Raw genomic sequence first — 20,170 nt, 5'->3', positions numbered from 1 at the left:
TTTATATTAATGAAATTCGGCAGTTTAAGAAATTGCCGATTTTTTTTTGGTTAACGATAGGAACGGCATCACCACCTGTTTTCGGGCAGGCTTTTTTTTGACCCTTGTGCGTAAAGCAGTAGGCAAATAAGATATATCCGCCAGCTGGCGAGGTGTTAAACGCCCCGATCATGTTAAATTTATGGTGTTCGGTTATCATCATTATTCGTCTCTACTTTAAATAACAGCAAATAGTAGATTATCCCAACAAACTGTGGAGAATATCCACAATCCTAAAAACATTGAAATTTCATAAATAATTGATTTAAAGCTTTTTGATGGCTGGTAATTCTATTGGCATTGTGTTGAAGCAATGCTTATCATAATTAACAAATAAATTTTTAAAACTTAAAATTCAATATCATGAAAAAGATCATTTTGTCAGCAGCATTATTAGCATTTGTAGGATTGGCAACTGTACAGGCCGGAGAGCTAAAACAATCATCCGCGATTGTTAATACGGTTGATAGCACTAAAAGCACACCTGTTAAATTAGAAGATTTACCAGCACCGGTTAAAGCAACATTGGCATCTGACGCTTATAAAGATTGGACACCAACAGAGGCTTTTATGGTAGTGGAAGAAGGCGGAAAATCTTACTATCAAGTAAACGTTAAAAAAGAAGAGAAAACAGGTTCTGTAAAAATTAACGCAGACGGTACCCCAGCAGAATAACAAACAACATATTTAAAACGTTGGTTAACCTTAAACATTCGTTTATATGTTAAAAAAGCCCCTAATTAACGGGGCTTTTTTTATTTTTACAAGATGATTAAAACCTTAATAGTTGAGGATGATGTTTCTTTTGCTGAACTTTTATCGGGTTTTTTAAGTAAATACGATCATCAAGTCTCATTTGTACCCAAAATACAACCTTCGTTAAGATTATTGACGCAAGAAAGTTTTGATCTATTATTGATCGATTACCGTTTACCAGACGGGACGGGTTTAGAAATCTTAAAATTGGTAAGGGAAAAAGGTTTAAATACCCCAATTATTATGATGACGAGTTTTAACGATGTTAGAACAGCCGTAAAATCTATACAATTAGGTGCCTTTGATTATATCATAAAACCCGTAAACCCAGATGAACTTCTGCTAACTATCAAAAAAGCGCTAGAAAAAAAAGAGGATAAAAATCTCAGTTCAAAAACCATTATAGAAGAAGATTTTATTAGGGGAAATAGTGCCGTTGCAAAGAAACTTTACCAACATATTTCATTGGTTGCACCTACGGATATGTCTGTAATTATACAAGGCGAAAGCGGTACCGGGAAAGAATATGCCGCCCAGACTTTGCACAACGAAAGCAAGCGAAGCAAAAAGCCCTTTATTTCTATAGATTGTGGCGCATTATCTAAAGATTTAGCGGCAAGCGAATTATTTGGGCATATTAAGGGCGCTTTCACAGGTGCAATCACAGATAAAAAGGGGCAGTTTGAAGTGGCAAACGGCGGGACTTTATTTTTGGATGAGGTTGGTAACCTGAGTTATGAGGTACAGGTAAAGCTACTTAGGGCTTTACAAGAAAAAGTTATCCAACCTTTGGGCAGCACCAAACAGATTGCCGTTGACGTAAGGATCATCACGGCCACTAATGATGATTTGTTAAATAGCATTCAGCAAGGAGAGTTTAGGGAAGACCTTTACCATAGGTTAAACCAGTTTAAGATCCAGTTGCCAGCATTAAGGGATAGGAGCGACGACCTTAAATTGTTTATTGCCCATTTTATAAAATTGGCAAATAAAGAATTGGATAGGAATGTTTTAGAAGTAAGTAAAGAGACCAAAAACTTGCTCTTAAGGTATGATTGGCCAGGGAATTTGCGTGAACTTAATAACGTGATCAAAAGAATGGTTTTATTAACTGCCGGAGCTACCGCCGATATTGATGCCTTGCCAGAAGAGATGCTTTTTGCCGCTAATGAACCAGCAAAAGCTTTAGGGTCTGATTTAAAGGCCAATAACGAGAGCAACGAGAAAACTTTGATCATTGATGCGCTGCACAAGGCCAAATACAATAAGTCTAAGGCTGCTAAGATGCTAAATATCGATAGAAAAACCCTTTATGCCAAATTAGAGCGTTATGGCATAGAATGATCTTTGTTTTCTAAAGTTTGCATCAATAATTGTAATTGCCCTATCAATATTTTGGTTTTTTGATGATGGGCTAAATTGATCTTATCAGAATATTCTATTTCTAACTCAAATTTCCTGTAATCGGCAGCTAGTTTTTTTGAGCCCATTTGTGAGATTCTTCCTGCCAAACGATGGATGATCAACCTTGTTGCAGGTTTGTTTGCATTGCTAAGGGCTTCTTGCAATAATAGCTCATCTCCTTTGCAGTTTTCTATAAAGCTTTTCAATACTTTGTTAAGTTGGGCCTTATCGCCAAAAGTCATTTTCTTTAGCTGATCTAAATTGATTTCTATTGGCGTTGGCTTAGTCTCAATCTGAGGTTCATGCTCAAAAATCTTTAATAGATCTTCTGTTCTAAACGGCTTCATTATCAAACCATCGAACCCGTTTTTTAGAATATCTTCTCTTTCATCGGGTAAAACCTGGGCAGTAATTGCGTAAAACCTAACATCGTTAGAAAACTTGGGTTTCAATATCTTAAATAATTCTGTGCCAGATAATTGAGGCAATCTCATGTCAATTAAGATATATTTCACGGATAGATCTGCTTTTTCATTTAAAACCTCCTGCGGCTTTGTAAAACAGCGATGGTTGATCTGATGGTTCTTAAAGATCATGGCACACAAATCTAAAATCAGCTGATCATCATCAATTACCCAAACAGCTTTACCTTTTTTTAATGATAAAGTTTTGTTGCCTTTTGTTTGATCAAGGTTTTGATCAGCCTTTTGATATTTTAGATAAACCATAAAAGTAGAACCAACATTTAACTTGCTCTTCACGTTTATACTTCCCTGTTGGTTTTCTACCAGTTTCTTTACGATAGATAGGCCCAAACCGGTTCCATTCTGGTTATTAATTTGTTTGTTATCAGGCGCTATCTGATGAAATTCATCAAATATTTTATTTAGGTTATCCTTGGAAATACCTATGCCATTGTCTTTTACGGTAAAATAAAAATGAATGTCGTTGTTTTGAGATTTATACTTTACGATCAAATCTATACGGCCATTTTGGTTTGTGAACTTTATTGCATTTCCAATTAGGTTAAACAATATTTGTTTCAATCTAAAGGCATCACCAATAACTTGAAAGTTTTCAGGAATTTGGATGTCGGTATCAATGGTAATAGATTTTTTATATGATAAGTTTTGGAGAACTTCCACACTTTCTTTGATCAATTTATCGATATCAAACAATGCAGGTTTGATATTAAATTCGCCAGAGATAATTCTGTTGTAATCTAAAACCTCATTTACGATCTGCAACAAATGGTTAGAAGAATTTTTTATGGCTTCAATATCTTTTTTGGCAGGGTTGCTTTGTAGCGAAATTTGCTCGCTATAACCGATGATAGATTGCAAGGGCGTTCTAATTTCGTGGCTCATATTAGATAAAAAGCGTTGTTTCGCCTTTCCATGGTACTCTGCCTCTTCCTTTGCAAGCTCTAGCTCTGTACGGTATTTGTTGCTTTTGGTAATATCAGAAAGGATAAAGTAAAGCAATAAAATAGTGATGACCAAAAAGACGATCAATATTGCCGTAATTTGCAAAATACCTTTGTTTACCACTTTTTTTGCCGTAAAACCATTGTAGTTCATTTGTGCCACTACTTCGTTTTTTACCTTTTCTAAAATGCTTAACATTTTAAGGGTTAAATCGTTATTGGCTTCAGATAAATTGGCCTCTTGTTTTAAAAACCGATTGCTTTTTAACCGATGTTCAATTTCAATCGATTTTAAAGAGTTCTCCATATCTGATAAAATACTGTCTTCTGCAAAAGCATTTAAGCTGTCCTTCTTAATTTTCAGTTCTTCGCTCACCATTTTATATCCTTCATCATCCTTTTTAGAGAATAACCGGCTCAAAAAACCCTTTTTGCTTTCTTTATCGGGCAAAAAGGTTTTGGTAGATGTTTTGGCTTCTGTGGTATAAACGGTACTATCTGCTTTCCAAACTTTTGTGTTTACTAGCTCGTTCAATTTTGCCACTTCTTTAGAAAAAGACTTATTATTAACCAAAGACTCCCTTACTTTCAAATATTTTAAGAACTGGTGGTCTCTTTCTGCCAATAAATTTTTAATGGATCTTATCCTTTTTAATTGTGCCGAATCATCTTGATATAATAAGGCCAAAGTATCGAGCCCTAATTTTATAGACCTACTGCTCTTAAAAAACTGTTTATAATTTTTAGATTGATTGATAGCTTGGTTTCGCTGTTGCTGATCTAAGAGAGATACCTTGTTAGAAAGATCGTTTACGATCCTCAGCTTATCATTAGGTGCAGAAATCTCTTCTACTTTAGTCAGCATTTTATCAAATACAAACTTGCTTACCAACCAAGCGGTTATTAAGGCCAAAAAAGCCAATAAAAAGGCAATGATTATTTTACCCTTTATCATCTTAAAAAATTTTTGTTGGTTGTATTTTAACATGCTTTAATCTTAACCATATATTTTTATTCTTATTGCTTATAAATTTTATACCACAATAAACCGATTTTCTTTATCGATAAAATAATGGGCAGATGGCTGCTATTGCCATAATTTCTATAAGTTTGCACAAATAGAATTCTTTTGCAGCCAAAAATCAAAATAATACTTTTTGCCTTGATCATCAGTATCTTATTGATGGTTATAAAGTTTGGGGCTTATTTTATTACCCAATCTAATGCCATTTTAACAGATGCTGCAGAAAGTATCGTAAATGTGATTGCAAGTGCATTCGCATTTTACAGTATCTATTTAGCGGCATTGCCCAAAGATCAAAACCATCCCTACGGGCATGGTAAAATAGAGTTCTTTTCTGCTTTTGTAGAAGGAAGCTTAATCATTTTGGCTGGTATCATCATCATCATAAAATCTTGTTATAATTTGTTTTATCCACAAATAGTTAACGATTTACTTCAAGGATCCATACTAATTGCGATAACAGGTTTTGTTAATGGGATTTTTGGTTGGTATATGGTTAGTAAAAGCAAGTCTTTAAATTCTATCACGCTGCAGGCGGATGGTAAACATTTAATCACAGATGCGATCAGTAGTGCTGGTTTAGTACTGGGTTTGGTGTTAATTTACCTTACTAAAATTCTTTGGCTGGATAGTGTCTTATCCATTTTTATTGCGCTGTACATCATTTACAACGGTTATAGCTTAACCCGTAAATCAATAGGTGGTTTAATGGACGAGTCTGATGTAAAGATCATCCGAGAGATCATAGCCTACCTAAACAAAAACAGAAAAGATGCGTGGATAGATATCCATAACCTTAGAACCCAAAAATATGGTTCGCAACTACACATAGATTGCCATGTAACGCTGCCTTATTATTTCGATTTGAATAAAGTACATCAAGAAATATCAGAGATTGATAAGGTCATCAATCAAAACGTAAATTCCGAGACAGAGTTTTTTATCCACGCCGATCCTTGTATCCCCCAATGTTGCCATTATTGTAATAAAAAAGATTGCCCGGTTAGGCAGGAGCCAAAATCTAAAGATATTGAATGGACCTTGCAAAACGTGACCAAAAACAACAAACATTTTGAGTAAGCATGGAAAACAAAAATTTCAACATCAGGGTTTATGGCTTGCTCATCAATAAAAAAAATGAGATTTTATTGAGCGATGAAGAGGAACGAGGCATTAGGTTTATAAAATTCCCCGGTGGCGGATTAGAATATGGCGAAGGATTGATAGAAGCTTTAAAGAGGGAATTTTTAGAAGAATGTAATTTAAAAATAGAGGTAACAGGGCATTTTTACACCACAGATTTCTTCATAAGATCGGCTTTTGGTAACGGAGGGCAATTAATTTCTGTTTATTATTTGGTTAAACCTTTAGAAGGTATTAATTTTAAAATTGTACAAAAAGAGTATGATTTTGAAGATCAAATCGGCGAAAGCAAACAATGTTTCAGGTTTTTACCTTTAAATAATTTAAGAGAAAAGGATGTTACTTTCCCAGCAGATAAGCATGTTGTAAAACTATTGATGAATAAAATTAAGTAAATGTTTTTCGATAATTACATAGAACATCCAAATGCTAAATTGAACAATAACCTTTTATGGGAATATAATTTGAGCGACTTTGATTTTCTGAAAATGCGAAATCTGGTTGTACAAAGGGTTGTAGAAAGAGGTTGGCCAGATGATTGGTATTTTATTCTTAATTTTTATGGATTAGAAGAAGTTAAGAAAGCCATAAAAGAAATTTCATATTTGAATGATAAGGATATGAATTTTGTCTCTGTTATTTTTGATATTCCTTTTATTGAATTGAAATGTTATACAAAGAAACAGTTAACAAAGCAACACTGGAACTCTTAAACATCAAATAAAGCAATATAAATGAACGATTTAGTGAGCAGAGATTTAGATACGATCTGGCATCCATACACACAAATGAAAACAGCAGATAAGCCAATCCCAATTGTAAAAGGAGAAGGCGTTTATCTTTATACGCAAGATGGCACAAAGCTGATAGATGCGGTTTCTTCTTGGTGGGTAAACATCCACGGACATAGTCATCCGTACATTGCGCAAAAGGTTTTTGAACAGTTAAAGGTTTTAGAACACGTTATTTTTGCTGGGTTTACACATCCGCAAGCAGTAAAATTGGCAGAAAACCTGTTGAGCATCATCCCAAAAAACCAAGCAAAAATATTTTATTCTGATAACGGCTCTACGGCTGTAGAAGTGGCGATAAAAATGTGTTTACAGTTTTGGAGCAACCAAGGCCAAAATCGCACAAAAATATTAGCTTTTAAAAATTCTTACCATGGCGATACTTTTGGTGCGATGGCCGTAAGTGCTAGAAGCGCTTTTACAAAAGCTTTTGATGCCCTTTTATTTGATGTTGAGTTTATTGATTTACCGAATAAAGAAAACCTTGAAGAACTGAAAGCTCAAATCTCTGAAATCAAATCAGAATTAGCTTGTTTCATATTTGAACCCCTGATCCAAGGAGCAGGAGGGATGTTGATGTACGAAGCCGAAGATCTAGACCAAATTTTAGCTCATTGCAAAGAAGAAAAAGTTTTGACCATCGCAGATGAAGTGATGACAGGTTTTGGGCGCACCGGGAAACTTTTCGCATCAGACCATTTGCTGCATAAAGCAGATTTAATGTGCTTTTCTAAAGGATTAACGGGTGGTACAATGCCCTTGGGGATTACATCTTGCTCCCAAGCCATTTACGATGCTTTTTTATCTGATGATAAATTAAAAACTTTGTTCCACGGGCATTCTTTTACCGCAAATCCGGTTGCCTGTGCAGCTTCTAACGCAAGTTTTGATATTTTGATGAGTCCAGAAAGCCAAGAAAACCTAAAAAGGATCACAAAAAAGCACCAAAGTTTCAAAAAAGAGATAGAAGGCCATCCTAAATTAAGAAATGTGCGCCAATGTGGTACCATCATCGCAATGGATTGGGATATTGAAGCAACCTCTTATTTTAATAATATAAGGAATACACTCTATAATTTTTTCTTAGAAAAAGGGATTATTTTAAGACCTTTAGGTAACATTCTGTATATAATGCCCCCTTATTGCATTTCAGATGCCGATTTGGATTATATTTACGATCAAATAAGAGAAGCTCTAACAAAATTTTAAGATGAAACTCCAAGAAACATTATCAAACATTGTAAATGATGATATTTTACATGCAAAATGGTTAAATACCTTATCTTTTATGGAAAATGCGGGGGCAAGAAAAATTTCAGCTTCAGAAGATAAAGAAAAAGTAACCTTGATTATTTTAAAACACGCCGCCGAAGAGCATCGCCACGCATTTTACCTCAAGAAACAAATCTCTAAAATAGGCGATGGTTTTTGCGATGATTATCAAAACCAATATTTATTGGCACCAAAAGCTAGTAAATATTACCTAAACAACCTGGATGTACAAGTTTGTAAATATCTTAAAAAAGAACTTCAACTAAAAGGAGCAGAACTTAGGTTTGCCGCCTATTTATTGGTTACCTATGCCATAGAGGTTAGGGCAGATGAATTGTATCCTATTTATCAAGATGTTTTAACAGCTGCTGATAGTAAAGTAATGGTAAAATCCATCATTTTAGAAGAAGAAGGCCATTTAGAAGAAATGTTACATCAATTAAGATCCTTTTCTCCCAAGTGGGAAACCTATGCCAATCATGCGGTAAAAATTGAAACAGAATTATTTGATAACTGGGTACATAGTTTAGAAAACGAAGTTTCTTTACAAACAGAACCAACCAACTGAGCAATATATGATCCATCTAACCACATAAGCCTTGCTTAAGTAGGTTCTTTAAATAATTTGTTTTCTTTATTTAATATAAAATTGGGTCCTCAGCGGTTTAACCGATCTTATCCATCTTTATGTTTTATTGATCTATACCTTAATTAAACCATAGATTTAATTAAAAAAATCTAGATCGTAATAATATCGTTTCTTTTAAATGAGTAATTAGATCACGGCTATTTTAATATTTACTTTTGTGATAAAAACATAAACAAATAAAAATGAAATTTTACAACCTAGTGCCAATAGTTCTTCTTTTCATGTCTTGCTCTAATAAATCAGATAATGGTAATAAAAAAGAGGATCTATCGGCTTTAAGCCAATATTTTAATGCACAATGGGCAAATAATAAATTATGGTACGATGGCTTGGCCGAAGTTGCCGTTTACGATGCCCAAAAAACGGTTTACAACAAACAGCGTAATTTTGAATATACCTTTATAACCGTTGCCGAAGATTTTAATAAAAAATTTAGGGTTAAAACCGATGATTATGAGCGTAAGGATTTGTACAAAATAATGAAGGTTAACGCTTTTGCCAGTTTACAAACAGAAAATTACCCTTATCATTACCTTACTTCTATGTTTTTCTATTTTGATAAACCTTGGGAAATGGATAAAATGACAGCTAGTTCGCAAGAATGGTGCGGTAATACCTTTAAAGAATACCTAAACAATGGTAAAGATTATTTAATGGATTATCACTCTTATTTTGATGAAGAGGGAGATGGCAATAGGAAAATATCAACCATGATATTGTTTGAAGATCAATTACATTATTCTTTAAGGGCATTAAACTTTAAAGCAGGCTTAACCTTTGATTCAGAAATATTAGAAAGCCAAATTACCAACCGTATAGGCAAGTTAAGAACGTATAAAGCAAAGCTAACTGTAAACGACGGTAAAGATGATGTGGCAAATAGATCAACTTGGAAAGTGATCGTACAGCTAAGCCCCCAAAAAACTAACGTTTACTATTTTGATAAAAGCTACCCAAACATTTTGGTTAAGCAACATACTTGGGATGGATTAAATTTAGAGCTTAAAAAAACCTCTCGATATGCTTATTGGAAACATTAAATATTTAATAACGGGTTTAATATTTCTTTTCGCTTGCAATAGTGCCGATTCTCAAAAAAGAAACAACGTTGCAATAGATCAAAACTACCATCCACTTTCTTCTAAGATCGGCGGCGTAAATTTTACCGCAAGTGCCACACCAATTGATAGCGCATGGACAGGCGATCTGCAGAATATAAATGCAAATTATGTTGCCTTGATCCCTTATGCTTATGTAAGGCCAAACCAACCAAAAGTTTATTTTGGTAACGGAAGACAGTATTGGGGAGAAACAGAAGAAGGTGTTACAAAAAATATAAAACAAGCCCACGCTGCGGGTTTAATGGTAATGATTAAACCACAAGTTTGGACCCAAGGTGGTTGGATAGGGGATTATGACCTAAATTCTGAAGAAGATTGGAAAACCTGGGAATCTGACTATGAGAGCTACATCATCACTTTTGTAAAAATAGCAGCAAAAGAGAATGTAGAAATATTCTGTATTGGTACAGAGTTTAAGAGCGTGGTTAAAAAACATCCTTCTTATTGGGTAAAATTGATCGGTGATATTAGAAAAATTTATAAAGGAAAATTAACTTATTGCGCCAATTGGGATGATTATAAAGATGTTCTTTTTTGGAAAGATTTAGATTTTATAGGTATAAGTGGCTATTTCCCGCTTTCTGATGCGGTTACACCAAAAACAGAAGATCTGGTAAAAGCTTGGGAGCCTATAAAACATGATTTGAAATTATACAGCACCCAACAAAACAGACAGATCTTATTTACAGAGTATGGCTACAGGAGTATGGATCAAGCGGCGTGGAGAAGTTGGGAAATGGAATATCAAGATCGCCCAATAAACAACCAAGCCCAAGCAAATGCCTATAGTGCTTTTTTTAGGAGTTTATGGAGCGAAAAATGGTTTGCAGGAGGTTTTGCTTGGAAATGGTATGCTTATTTTAGAAGGATAGACCCAATAAATAACCACGATTGGACACCACAAAACAAACCTGCCCAACAAATAATGAAACAGTATTACGGTAAATAAGACTAGAGAGGTAAGAATTAATATGCAGGATTAAAGAAGTTAGGGTAAAAAAACAAGGATCAAGATAGGAGATTAAATAGTTTTAAAGGATGATTAATTTGCTTAAATCTTGCGCTTTTAACTATTTTAAGTTTTTATGCGAACCATCGCAACTTGGGAATTTTTTTGATAACCCGCAAACACAATCATTTAATCCTTTGCCGTTTAATATTCTTTTCTCATAATTTTCTATTCTGCTTTCACGTGTAGCAGATTGTTTGGCAGAAGAAAAATAAAGCAGATAGGCTTTCTGCCTGCCCGGGCTTAAAGCTTCAAATGCCTTTTTTAAATCGGGGTTATCATTAAATTTAGTTTCAAGTTCTTTCGAGATTTTAAAATCCTCTGTTTTTTTTAACTTTACTTTTAAACCCGCTTTTTCTACCTCAACGGCCTCAAAAATGTACGACATTAAAATATCTTGTTTTTCAATAATTTGTTGCAATGATGTAAATCTTATCTGCCTGCCAGATTGTACATTTTCTGTTTGTTGTATCAATATGTTTTCATCGTCTTTAAGCAATGCACCTTTAAAAAACATAATGGCACAATACTCTTTAAAACCATGAATTAAAACCACATTAGCATTTTGGAAGGTATAACATGGGTGCATCCATTTAAACTCTTCGTTTAAATTACAACCGAGTATAATTTCCCTTAGCTTACTGAGCTCTGGTCGCCAATGTTTTAGATCTTCAAAAAAAGTTTCAACTTTTGGGTTCATAATTAATCAATTATAGAAAAAAATACGGCTTAATACAATTCTAAATTAATCATACAACCCTAATTTTTCTATTTGTAATTGTACAAATGGTTTTTTCAGATCTAAAATCTGCAGGTATCATTATCCACAAATCAGCCATCATCAAACAAATTGTATTATTTTGCAAAGATCAAACAAAAGCAGATTAATGAAAGTTGTTATCGCAGAAAAACCTTCAGTAGCCCGTGAGTTAGCAAAAGTATTTGGTGCAAATCAAAAAAAAGCCGGTTATATAGAAGGTAAAGGCTATTCATTTACTTGGGCTTTTGGCCATTTATTACAGCTTGCCCCACCGCAAGAGTATGGCTATTATGGTTGGCGAGTTCAAAACTTACCCATGTTGCCCCTTAAGTTTAAGCTTGCAATAAGAAAGGTAAAAACTAAAGAAGGGATGGTTGATGATCCTGCCGTAAAAAAGCAATTGGCTGTTATTAAATCTCTTTTTGATGAGTGTACAGAAATAATTGTTGCCACCGATGCAGGTAGAGAGGGAGAGTTGATTTTTAGGTACATCTATTACTACCTAAAATGTAAAAAACCATTTCGCAGGTTATGGATCTCATCCCAAACAGATGAAGCTATAAAAAACGGTTTTCGCAACCTAAAGCCAGGGATAGAATATGACACTTTATTTAATTCTGCACATTGTAGATCAGAGTCTGATTGGTTGGTTGGCATGAATGCCACACAGGCCCTAAGTATTTCTGCAGGCAATAAAGCGGTTCTTTCTTTAGGAAGGGTACAAACGCCTACCTTGGCCATGATTTGTCAGCGGTTTTTAGAAACCAAAAATTTTGTGCCTCAAATCTATTTTCAGGTAGCCATTCAATTAAAAAAAGGAGAACAGTTTTTTAGGGCAATTTCTACTGTCAATTTTGATGAAAAGGAAAAAGCAGAGGCCGTTTTAGAAAAAGTTTTGGATTTGGCAGCAGGCCACCAAAAAGGTGGGTACATTAAAGACGTGGAGGCAAAAGCAAAGAAAGAACCACCCCCATTGCTGCATGATTTAAGCAGTTTACAACAAGAAGCAAACAAAAAGAAAGGCTACACGGCCGACCAAACTTTGGGCATTCTCCAAAATTTATACGAAAGTAAATTGATTACTTACCCACGAACAGGTAGCCGTTTTATTGCTGATGATGTTTTTACTACCGTTCCTGGTTTGATCTCGAAATTTACCGATCATCCGCTTTTTGGGAAGCAAGCCCAAGAATTGCTCGGCTTTAAGCTTAATAAAAGAAGTGTTAATGCCAAAAAAGTAACCGATCACCATGCTGTTTTGCCAACCGGAGAAAATGCGAGACAGCTATCTTCTGACAGGCAAGCCGTTTATGATATGGTTGTTGGAAGGATGATAGAAGCTTTCCATAAAGACTGTTTAAAAGAGACCACAAAAATCATCGTTACTTCAGGTATAGATTTTGTTGCCAACGGAACTGTGGTACAATCTGCTGGCTGGCGTTCTGTTTTTAACGATAATGATGAGGAGAAAAAAGATGAGGATAACGCCATGTTGCCAAAAGTAACAAAAGGGGAAAATCTGGATATTACCAATAAAGCAATCCTAAAGAAACAAACAAAACCCAAGCCTTTATACAACGAAGCAACCTTACTAAAAGCTTTAGAAACCTGCGGTAAAGATATTGAGGATGAGGAGTTAAGGTACGCCATGAAAGAAAGCGGTTTGGGAACTCCCGCAACTAGGGCTGCAATTATAGAAACGCTGATCAAGCGTGAATATATTACCCGTGAAAAGAAAAACTTGGTTCCGTCTGTTAAAGGATTGGGGGTTTATGAGGTGGTTAAAGATAAAAAAATTGCGCATGCAGAACTAACGGGGCAATGGGAAAAACGTTTAGAAGAAATTAGAACAGGTGCTTCTGTAAAAGATTTTAAAGCAGAAATAACAGAATACACCAAAAATATTACCCAAGAATTATTGATGGCGGGCTCTAATTTAAAAGAAATTTTAAATGATGTTAAAGTAGCTTAAGAAATGTTGTTGGGTTATTTTTTGGTTGCTTTAAAAAAAATCTCATTTCAACTTTTTTTGGGAAGTTTATACCCTCAATAGTTTTAAAAACTGCTATCGTATCGGCATACCAATTATATTTAACTTGTTTTTTTATTGATGTTTTCTATCTATCTGATCAAACTAAATAATTGATAATTGAACTTCTAAAACTAATTCCCATCCGAATCCTTATTTTTGCAGCAGCATAAAGTGAAAATTATGAGCAAAAAAGTAAATTTAGGCTTGGTACAGATGACTTGTACCAATAATAAACAAGAAAATTTAAGTAAAGCGGTTACAAAAATAAAAGAAGCTGCGGCAAAGGGCGCTCAAATAGTTTGCCTTCAAGAATTGTTTACCTCTTTATATTTTTGTGATGTAGAAGATTACGATAATTTCGATTTGGCAGAAGCGATCCCCGGGCCATCAACCGATGTTTTGCAGAAACTTGCTGGCCAACTTGGGGTTGTGATTATTGCTTCGTTATTTGAGAAAAGGGCACAGGGAGTTTACCATAATACCACGGCGGTTTTAGATGCTGATGGTTCTTACTTAGGGAAATACCGCAAAATGCACATCCCTGATGATCCGGGTTTTTACGAGAAATTTTACTTTACGCCAGGCGATATGGGTTACAAGGTTTTCAAAACTAAATTTGCCACCATTGGCGTATTGATCTGTTGGGACCAATGGTATCCAGAAGCTGCCAGAATAACTTCATTAATGGGTGCAGAGATACTTTTTTATCCAACGGCAATTGGTTGGGCAACCACGCAAGACTTGCCTACAAACGAAGAACAACATAATGCCTGGCAAACCATTCAAAGTTCTCACGCTATTGCCAACGGGGTTCATGTTGTTGGCGTAAATAGGGTAGGAGAAGAGGCCGGTGTTAAGTTTTGGGGTGGCTCTTTTATTTCAAATCCTTTCGGGAAATTACTGTACAAGGGTTCTGTTGATAATGAAGAGGTTCATGTTGAGGAAGTTGATTTGGCAAAATCTGATAGCTATCGCGTTCATTGGCCTTTTTTAAGGGATAGAAGGATAGATTCTTATCAGCCTATTGTTAATAGATTAATTGATGGGGATTAGTTCATGGACGATAGTCTATGGTTTATTTGCGTGATTTTTTATCGTATAATATGGTATGTTAAATAATTAATTTCAAATGTTTTAAATTAAATTATTAAGATGGCATTTAACTTTGAAAGTTTGAGAATTTGGCATGATGTAATGGATCTAAATGATAAAATTCTTAAAGTAACGAAAAATTATTTCCCAAAAGATGAAATGTTCATACTTACCTCTCAAATAAAAAAGGCAGCTGATTCAATAGTATTAAATATAGCTGAAGGTTGTACTGGCCAAACAAATCCTGTTTTTAAAAATTTTCTAAGCTATTCTTTAAGGTCTGGAATTGAAGTGATTTCTTTTATATTATTAACCAGAAGAAGAGATTATATCACAGCCAAAATTTTTAGAGAACTATATGATGATATCGAAATGCTGTCGAAAAAGATAACTGCTCTCAGAAAAACTTTGTAATAAAAAAACTATAAGTAATAAGCTCTAACTATGGACTATCGACCATCGACTATTAATAACTCTGCTCTTCCAAAAGACTATTCCTTCCCGCCAGAATGGGCAAAACATGAAGCCACTTGGCTTTCTTGGCCCCATAAAGAAGAAAGTTGGCCCGGTAAAATAGATGCGATTTATCCAAAATATGCCGAGTTCATCAAATATTTGGCTCTTTCAGAAAAGGTTAGGATAAATGTGCGTAACCAAGAAATGAAAGATTTTGCTTTAAAACATATTAAAGCAGCCGGGGCAGATTTATCAAAAATTGAGTTTTATTTTAACCCTACAAATGATGCTTGGTGCCGTGATCACGGCCCTGCGTTTTTGATCAATGAAAATGCAGAACAAGCTAAAATTATAATTGATTGGGGTTTTAACGCTTGGGGCGGCAAATACCCTCCATTTGATCTGGATGATGTTATCCCAACCAAAATTGGCCAATATTTTAATCTGCCGGTTTATTACCCAGAGATAATTATGGAAGGTGGATCAGTAGAATTTAATGGTGCCGGCACTATCCTGACTTCTAAGAGCTGCTTGTTAAATAAGAACAGAAACCCTCATCTAAACCAAGCACAAATTGAAGATTATCTTAAAAATTATTACGGACAGCAGCAAGTACTTTGGGTTAGCGATGGTATTGTTGGTGATGATACCGATGGGCATATTGATGATACCGTTAGATTTGTGAACCACAACACGGTTTTAACAGTTGTAGAAGAAAACCCCGAGGATGATAATTACCAATTGTTGCAAACCAATTTAAAAGAATTAAAAGCAATGCGCTTACTTAATGGCGAACCTCTAAATATCATAGAGTTGCCAATGCCAGATGCGGTAATCTATGAAGGTACGCGTTTACCAGCTTCTTATGCCAATTTTTACATCAGTAACGCACATGTAATTGTACCAACTTATCGTTGTGATAAAGATAAAATTGCGTTAGATATTATTGCAAAATGTTTTCCAGATAGGGAAACTGTTGGCATAGATTCTACCGATATTATTTGGGGATTGGGAAGTTTTCACTGTTTGAGCCAACAAGAGCCTGCTGTTTAGGTTTATAATGTAGAGCAGCAGATAACGGTGATTTTGTAATGCCTATGGTGTAGGAGTGAATAGCTCGATAGCTTTTTTTAAAACAAATTAATCTAGGTTATTCAATAAAATCTTTAAAATATTTTTTGTGTTATTCTTTAAAATAATCAGGGCGCTTTAACACGCTTTCCACTATATCTTTTTTTGCTGAAAAGCGCAAAAAAGGATGCCGTTCCAATCGTTAGCGCTAAAAACCTTAATGCCTTTTAAATATTTTTAAGAACCAAAAATCCGCTTCCACCAATTTTCTTTTACACCTATTAATAATTGATCTTTGGATTCTTTGATTGGATATATCTCAATATAATCTCCCTGGCCAATAATTCCTCTTCCTGTTTCTAAATTATATTTGTAACGATGGAAAGGGCAAACCAGAAATCCATTTTCGCACCAACCTTGAGAAATATCTGCCCCAGCATGAGGGCATTTAGCGGCCGTGGCAAAATATTCACTGTTATATTTTACCAAGCATATCTTTTTGCCTTCAACAGTTATGAGCTGAAGCTCAACATCTTTTATTTGATGCTTTTCTATTGCAACCCATCTGATCACTTGCTTATCTGTTTATGATACCTCATCATTTCGCCAAAATTCATTTTTTTTGCCATAGCATCAACAGTTTGTGCCAGTCTTTTAACCCTTGTAGGTTCTGTTTTGGCACTATTTAACCAATTGATATAATAATTCTGATGTGATTTTGGCATCGATAAAAATTGTTGTCTTGCACCTCCACAATCATCTAAACAAAACTCTAGATCTTCTGGCATTTCTATCTTAAAATCTTTATCTTCTTCTAATTGCAGGTATACTATGGCCCCTTTTCTTTTACCGATTTTCTTTTGTATTTCCTTTTTTAAGGATAAGATAAAATTTCCTTCTCCCATAGGTAAAACAGCCGTTCCGGCAATTTCAATATGATCGATTTTACCTTTTACCCTATAACTTACCTTACAATTTTCTTTTATTTGCCGAGAAACATCGGCTGGAATATCCACATAAGTCCACCCAGTTTTTTCTCCCATTTTCTCAAATTGATGAATGATGGCCGAGAATTGAATCATAAAATAAAGATAATGTCTTAAAAGCAAAAAATCTATCTTAAAATGATAGAATTTAAAACATCGCCCTAAGGCAAATAATTTAGTTTAAGACTTAAGGTAAAATGCTATCAGTTATTTTGTGATGTGATAGGTCATGCCTAAACCCTGATAGTTTAAACCCATCACTGGGGCAATAGATAGGCCTGATTTATTGGTTTTTTTGTGCAATTCTGGGATTAAGATCCCAAATCCCGCACCAACGGCATAACCCAACAAATTATCGGTTAAAAAATGTTTTCCCGCTCTCAATCTTTGATAACCAACAACAGCGGGAACTAATGCGGCAGCTGTCCATACATAAGGTTTCAGTTTAGAATCGGGGTTAAAATCATTAAAAACTTTGGCTGCAAAAAAAGTAGCGGCTGCTGTTGCCGTGGTATGCCCGGCAAAGAATGAACGCTGTGCATCTTTGTCCTGCCTATCGCCTAAAGGCAAAGAAGTGTTATAAACTAAAGGCCGACTTCTTTTTACCAAACCCGCAGCAATGGTAAATGAAGCTGCCGCCGCAGACATTGTTTCTATAAACATCACAGAAACCTGCCCATAATGAGAGCGTTGTTTGCCATCTATCAAAGCAATGATGGGTGCAACGGCAAACGAACCGTAAAACGGATAATAACTTTGTTTATCTGCTTTATCCCTAAAAGTTCCGGCAGAAAATCTATCTATAAAGAAAACATCATCCTTGTTTTTTGAAGCTACTTCGGCAGGGCTTAGCGCCGCTTTATTCTTTATTAAAGTTAATCCCAAATAACTTAATCCCAAGCCTGTAACAACGGCAGGGCCATCGTTTTTAAATTTAGTTTCATAAGGAGATTCTGATTGGGAAAAAGCTTGATTACCGACCAATAAAAAGGTCAGTGATGCTAACATTAGGTGTTTTAATTTCATATTTTTGAATGCTTTCCTCTTAAATTCATATTTTAAAGGATGTTAATTATCTATAATTCAAAATTATTGCCATAGATGAAGATAAAGGACGAAAACTTGGTTAAGGGAGAAATAGCAGATTACCATTTTAATGAAAATGGAATTTTATATTCTTTTTCTAAAAGCCCAAAAAGAACGGTTAAAAACATAACAGAAAACATTGCCTTGGTTAAAGAAATTACTAAGGGTAAAATTGTACCGCTATTGATTTATCTTTGCGATTTACCGATACCAGATAAAGAAGCCCGAAAATTTTCTACACAACAATTACCAAATGTTTATAAGGCAATGGCAATGGTTTCTAAGCCCGGGTTATCTAAATTTATCATGAATATTTTGTTCAGTTTAAAGAAACCGTTGATCCCCATGAAATCTTTTACCGATGAAAAGAAAGCGGAGGAATGGCTTAAACAATTTTTATAGATTCATTTCTGGGATTTTTCCTTCGATAACCAATTTGCCTGAAGTAGCCTCTTTAATTTGTTGGATAGTTACTCCTTTTGCCATTTCTAATAAATAAAAAGCGTTGTTTTTTACTTCGTAAACACCCAGCTCTGTAACTACTTTCTTCACGCATTTTACGCCAGTTAGCGGAAGCGAACAGGTTTTTAAAAGTTTAGATTCGCCGTTTTTGTTTACCTGTTGCATGGCCACAATAATATTTTGGGCAGAGGCCACCAAATCCATTGCACCGCCCATTCCCTTAACCATTTTACCAGGTATTTTCCAATTGGCGATGTCTCCGTTCTCAGAAACTTCCATGGCTCCTAAAATTGTTAAGTCAACTTTTCCTGCCCTTATCATCCCAAAACTCATGGCAGAATCAAAAATTGCCGAACCGGGCAAGGTGGTAATGGTTTGCTTACCAGCATTTATTAGATCGGCATCTTCTTCTCCTTCAAAAGGGAATGGCCCCATTCCCAACAAACCGTTTTCTGATTGCAAAACAACGCTAATGCCTTCGGGAATATAATTAGCCACCAAAGTTGGGATACCGATACCCAGGTTTACATACATCCCATCTTTTACTTCTTTTGCAATTCTTCTTGCAATTCCGGTTTTATCTAACATGGTTTTTTAATTTTGAAGATTTGATAATGAAAGGGTTTAAAGATTTCCATAAAATAAGCATCATTTTTCAAATCTTCACGTTTTCAAATCTTCAGGTCTAACTGTTCTTTGTTCTATCCTTTTTTCATAGTTTTTGCCTTCAAAAATACGATGGACATAAATACCCGGGGTATGTATTTGATTGGGGTCTAGCTCGCCGGCAGGTACCAGTTCTTCTACTTCTGCAATGGTAATTTTACCACCCATGGCCATTACAGGATTAAAGTTTCTGGCCGTTGATTTATAAATTAGGTTACCCATGGTATCGCCCTTCCAAGCTTTAACGATGGCAAAATCTGCCTCGAAGGCCATTTCCATCAGGTAATCTTTACCGTTAAAGTTTCTTATTTCTTTGCCTTCGGCAACTTCTGTACCCACGCCGGCGGGAGTAAATATAGCGGGCATCCCGTAACCCGCAGCCATACATCGGGTTGCTAAAGTTCCTTGCGGTACCAACTCTACCTCTAACTCTCCGCTTAAAAGCTGCCGTTCAAACTCTGCGTTTTCTCCTACATAAGAAGAAATCATTTTTTTTACTTGTTTGCTTTTCAAAAGAAGCCCTATTCCAAAATCATCTACACCTGCGTTGTTAGAAATGCAGGTTAAATCCTTTACACCACTCTTAACCAAAGCATCTATGCAATTTTCAGGTATTCCGCACAAACCAAAACCACCTAGCATTACAGTCATCCCATCTTTAATATCCTTGATGCCTTCTTTTGCGTTTGCTATTACCTTGTTCATATTTATTGATTTTAAAAATTGGTGCTCTAAACAGAAAACATCAAATATTTAGCTTTGCCGTAAAGTCTAATTTAAGGATTTAAAACTAGAATATTAAACGCGGAGGCTGCAAAGTTTTTGTTTAAGGATTGGTAGAGAAGTATGATAAGGGTTTAAATACTGAAAACAAAAAAATCAAGATTATGATAATTTGTTTAAAATAAAAACAAACCAGATGGGT

22 protein-coding genes are annotated in these 20,170 nt (G+C 35.1%); 14 read left to right on the top strand and 8 right to left on the bottom strand.

The window, feature by feature from the left end; all coding sequences use genetic code 11:
- Position 1: 1 nt before the first annotated feature.
- On the bottom strand, positions 2 to 202 hold the full coding sequence (locus tag I5M32_RS13065; RefSeq protein WP_200587101.1) for a hypothetical protein: 201 nt from the start codon (positions 200 to 202) through the stop codon (positions 2 to 4).
- Positions 203 to 402: 200 nt separating this feature from the next.
- Between I5M32_RS13065 and I5M32_RS13060 the strand changes: the two genes are divergently transcribed.
- Positions 403 to 714, top strand: a complete 312-nt coding sequence (locus tag I5M32_RS13060) for a hypothetical protein (RefSeq protein ID WP_200587099.1) — start codon at positions 403 to 405, stop codon at positions 712 to 714.
- A gap of 93 nt (positions 715 to 807) precedes the next feature.
- Positions 808 to 2,139 carry a sigma-54-dependent transcriptional regulator gene (locus I5M32_RS13055; RefSeq protein ID WP_200587097.1) on the top strand — a complete coding sequence of 444 codons (1,332 nt, stop codon included), beginning with the start codon at positions 808 to 810 and terminating at the stop codon, positions 2,137 to 2,139.
- Here the strand turns inward: I5M32_RS13055 and I5M32_RS13050 are convergent.
- Positions 2,124 to 4,613 (bottom strand): ATP-binding protein, encoded by a 2,490-nt coding sequence (locus I5M32_RS13050; RefSeq protein WP_200587095.1) that lies wholly within the window; start codon positions 4,611 to 4,613, stop codon positions 2,124 to 2,126. The genes I5M32_RS13055 and I5M32_RS13050 overlap by 16 nt on opposite strands.
- 141 nt (positions 4,614 to 4,754) lie before the next feature.
- Here I5M32_RS13050 and I5M32_RS13045 point away from each other — a divergent pair, with 141 nt between their 5' ends.
- From I5M32_RS13045 to I5M32_RS13015, 7 genes are all read left to right on the top strand, one after another.
- Complete coding sequence (locus I5M32_RS13045; protein ID WP_200587093.1) at positions 4,755 to 5,729, top strand: cation diffusion facilitator family transporter; 975 nt, start codon at positions 4,755 to 4,757, stop codon at positions 5,727 to 5,729.
- A 2-nt stretch (positions 5,730 to 5,731) separates the two neighbouring features.
- A complete protein-coding gene (locus I5M32_RS13040) occupies positions 5,732 to 6,187 on the top strand; it encodes an NUDIX hydrolase (RefSeq protein ID WP_200587091.1) in 456 nt (151 codons plus the stop codon).
- On the top strand, positions 6,188 to 6,505 hold the full coding sequence (locus tag I5M32_RS13035; RefSeq protein WP_200587089.1) for a DUF6922 domain-containing protein: 318 nt from the start codon (positions 6,188 to 6,190) through the stop codon (positions 6,503 to 6,505). It abuts the gene before it with no gap.
- Between the two features lie 21 nt (positions 6,506 to 6,526).
- Entirely contained in the window at positions 6,527 to 7,792 is a 1,266-nt protein-coding gene (bioA, locus tag I5M32_RS13030) for an adenosylmethionine--8-amino-7-oxononanoate transaminase (RefSeq protein WP_200587087.1), read from the top strand.
- A 1-nt stretch (position 7,793) separates the two neighbouring features.
- Positions 7,794 to 8,423, top strand: coding sequence for a hypothetical protein (locus I5M32_RS13025; protein WP_200587085.1), 630 nt, complete (start codon positions 7,794 to 7,796; stop codon positions 8,421 to 8,423).
- Between the two features lie 263 nt (positions 8,424 to 8,686).
- Complete coding sequence (locus tag I5M32_RS13020; RefSeq protein ID WP_200587083.1) at positions 8,687 to 9,544, top strand: hypothetical protein; 858 nt, start codon at positions 8,687 to 8,689, stop codon at positions 9,542 to 9,544.
- Positions 9,525 to 10,574, top strand: a complete 1,050-nt coding sequence (locus tag I5M32_RS13015) for a glycoside hydrolase family 113 (RefSeq protein WP_200587081.1) — start codon at positions 9,525 to 9,527, stop codon at positions 10,572 to 10,574. The genes I5M32_RS13020 and I5M32_RS13015 overlap by 20 nt, the downstream gene beginning before the upstream one ends.
- Positions 10,575 to 10,695: 121 nt before the next feature.
- On the opposite strand, the gene I5M32_RS13010 is transcribed toward I5M32_RS13015, so the two are convergent.
- A complete protein-coding gene (locus tag I5M32_RS13010; protein ID WP_200587078.1) occupies positions 10,696 to 11,334 on the bottom strand; it encodes a DUF1801 domain-containing protein in 639 nt (212 codons plus the stop codon).
- A 187-nt stretch (positions 11,335 to 11,521) separates the two neighbouring features.
- Between I5M32_RS13010 and topB the strand changes: the two genes are divergently transcribed.
- The 4 genes from topB to I5M32_RS12990 all read left to right on the top strand — a co-directional run bounded on the left by topB (position 11,522) and on the right by I5M32_RS12990 (position 16,027).
- The gene (topB, locus tag I5M32_RS13005; RefSeq protein WP_200587076.1) at positions 11,522 to 13,366 is read left to right on the top strand and encodes a DNA topoisomerase III; all 1,845 of its coding nucleotides are present in this window, start codon (positions 11,522 to 11,524) and stop codon (positions 13,364 to 13,366) included.
- Between the two features lie 240 nt (positions 13,367 to 13,606).
- Complete coding sequence (locus I5M32_RS13000; protein WP_200587074.1) at positions 13,607 to 14,479, top strand: carbon-nitrogen hydrolase; 873 nt, start codon at positions 13,607 to 13,609, stop codon at positions 14,477 to 14,479.
- Between the two features lie 99 nt (positions 14,480 to 14,578).
- A complete protein-coding gene (locus tag I5M32_RS12995) occupies positions 14,579 to 14,932 on the top strand; it encodes a four helix bundle protein (RefSeq protein WP_200587072.1) in 354 nt (117 codons plus the stop codon).
- 30 nt (positions 14,933 to 14,962) lie between these two features.
- Positions 14,963 to 16,027 carry an agmatine deiminase family protein gene (locus I5M32_RS12990; RefSeq protein ID WP_200587070.1) on the top strand — a complete coding sequence of 355 codons (1,065 nt, stop codon included), beginning with the start codon at positions 14,963 to 14,965 and terminating at the stop codon, positions 16,025 to 16,027.
- A 255-nt stretch (positions 16,028 to 16,282) separates the two neighbouring features.
- Here I5M32_RS12990 and I5M32_RS12985 read toward each other — a convergent pair whose 3' ends face one another.
- The 3 genes from I5M32_RS12985 to I5M32_RS12975 all read right to left on the bottom strand — a co-directional run bounded on the left by I5M32_RS12985 (position 16,283) and on the right by I5M32_RS12975 (position 18,039).
- Positions 16,283 to 16,618 (bottom strand): Rieske (2Fe-2S) protein, encoded by a 336-nt coding sequence (locus I5M32_RS12985; RefSeq protein WP_317193137.1) that lies wholly within the window; start codon positions 16,616 to 16,618, stop codon positions 16,283 to 16,285.
- A complete protein-coding gene (locus I5M32_RS12980; protein WP_200587068.1) occupies positions 16,615 to 17,127 on the bottom strand; it encodes a YdeI/OmpD-associated family protein in 513 nt (170 codons plus the stop codon). Before I5M32_RS12980 ends, I5M32_RS12985 begins: the two co-directional genes overlap by 4 nt.
- 111 nt (positions 17,128 to 17,238) lie before the next feature.
- Positions 17,239 to 18,039 (bottom strand): phosphatase PAP2 family protein, encoded by an 801-nt coding sequence (locus I5M32_RS12975; RefSeq protein WP_234461954.1) that lies wholly within the window; start codon positions 18,037 to 18,039, stop codon positions 17,239 to 17,241.
- Between the two features lie 93 nt (positions 18,040 to 18,132).
- Between I5M32_RS12975 and I5M32_RS12970 the strand changes: the two genes are divergently transcribed.
- Entirely contained in the window at positions 18,133 to 18,519 is a 387-nt protein-coding gene (locus I5M32_RS12970; RefSeq protein WP_200587066.1) for a DUF7793 family protein, read from the top strand.
- Here the strand turns inward: I5M32_RS12970 and I5M32_RS12965 are convergent.
- Both I5M32_RS12965 and I5M32_RS12960 read right to left on the bottom strand, forming a co-directional pair.
- Entirely contained in the window at positions 18,514 to 19,167 is a 654-nt protein-coding gene (locus I5M32_RS12965) for a 3-oxoacid CoA-transferase subunit B (RefSeq protein ID WP_200587065.1), read from the bottom strand. The genes I5M32_RS12970 and I5M32_RS12965 overlap by 6 nt on opposite strands.
- A gap of 75 nt (positions 19,168 to 19,242) precedes the next feature.
- Positions 19,243 to 19,950: a CoA transferase subunit A gene (locus tag I5M32_RS12960; protein ID WP_200587064.1), complete on the bottom strand. Its 708-nt coding sequence runs from the start codon at positions 19,948 to 19,950 to the stop codon at positions 19,243 to 19,245.
- Between the last annotated feature and the right edge of the window lie 220 nt (positions 19,951 to 20,170).

It is taken from the genome of Pedobacter segetis (assembly GCF_016623585.1).
Lineage (GTDB): Bacteria > Bacteroidota > Bacteroidia > Sphingobacteriales > Sphingobacteriaceae > Pseudopedobacter > Pseudopedobacter segetis.
Note: the sequence above shows the minus strand (reverse complement) of the source record. Positions and strands in the feature narration are given on the sequence as shown.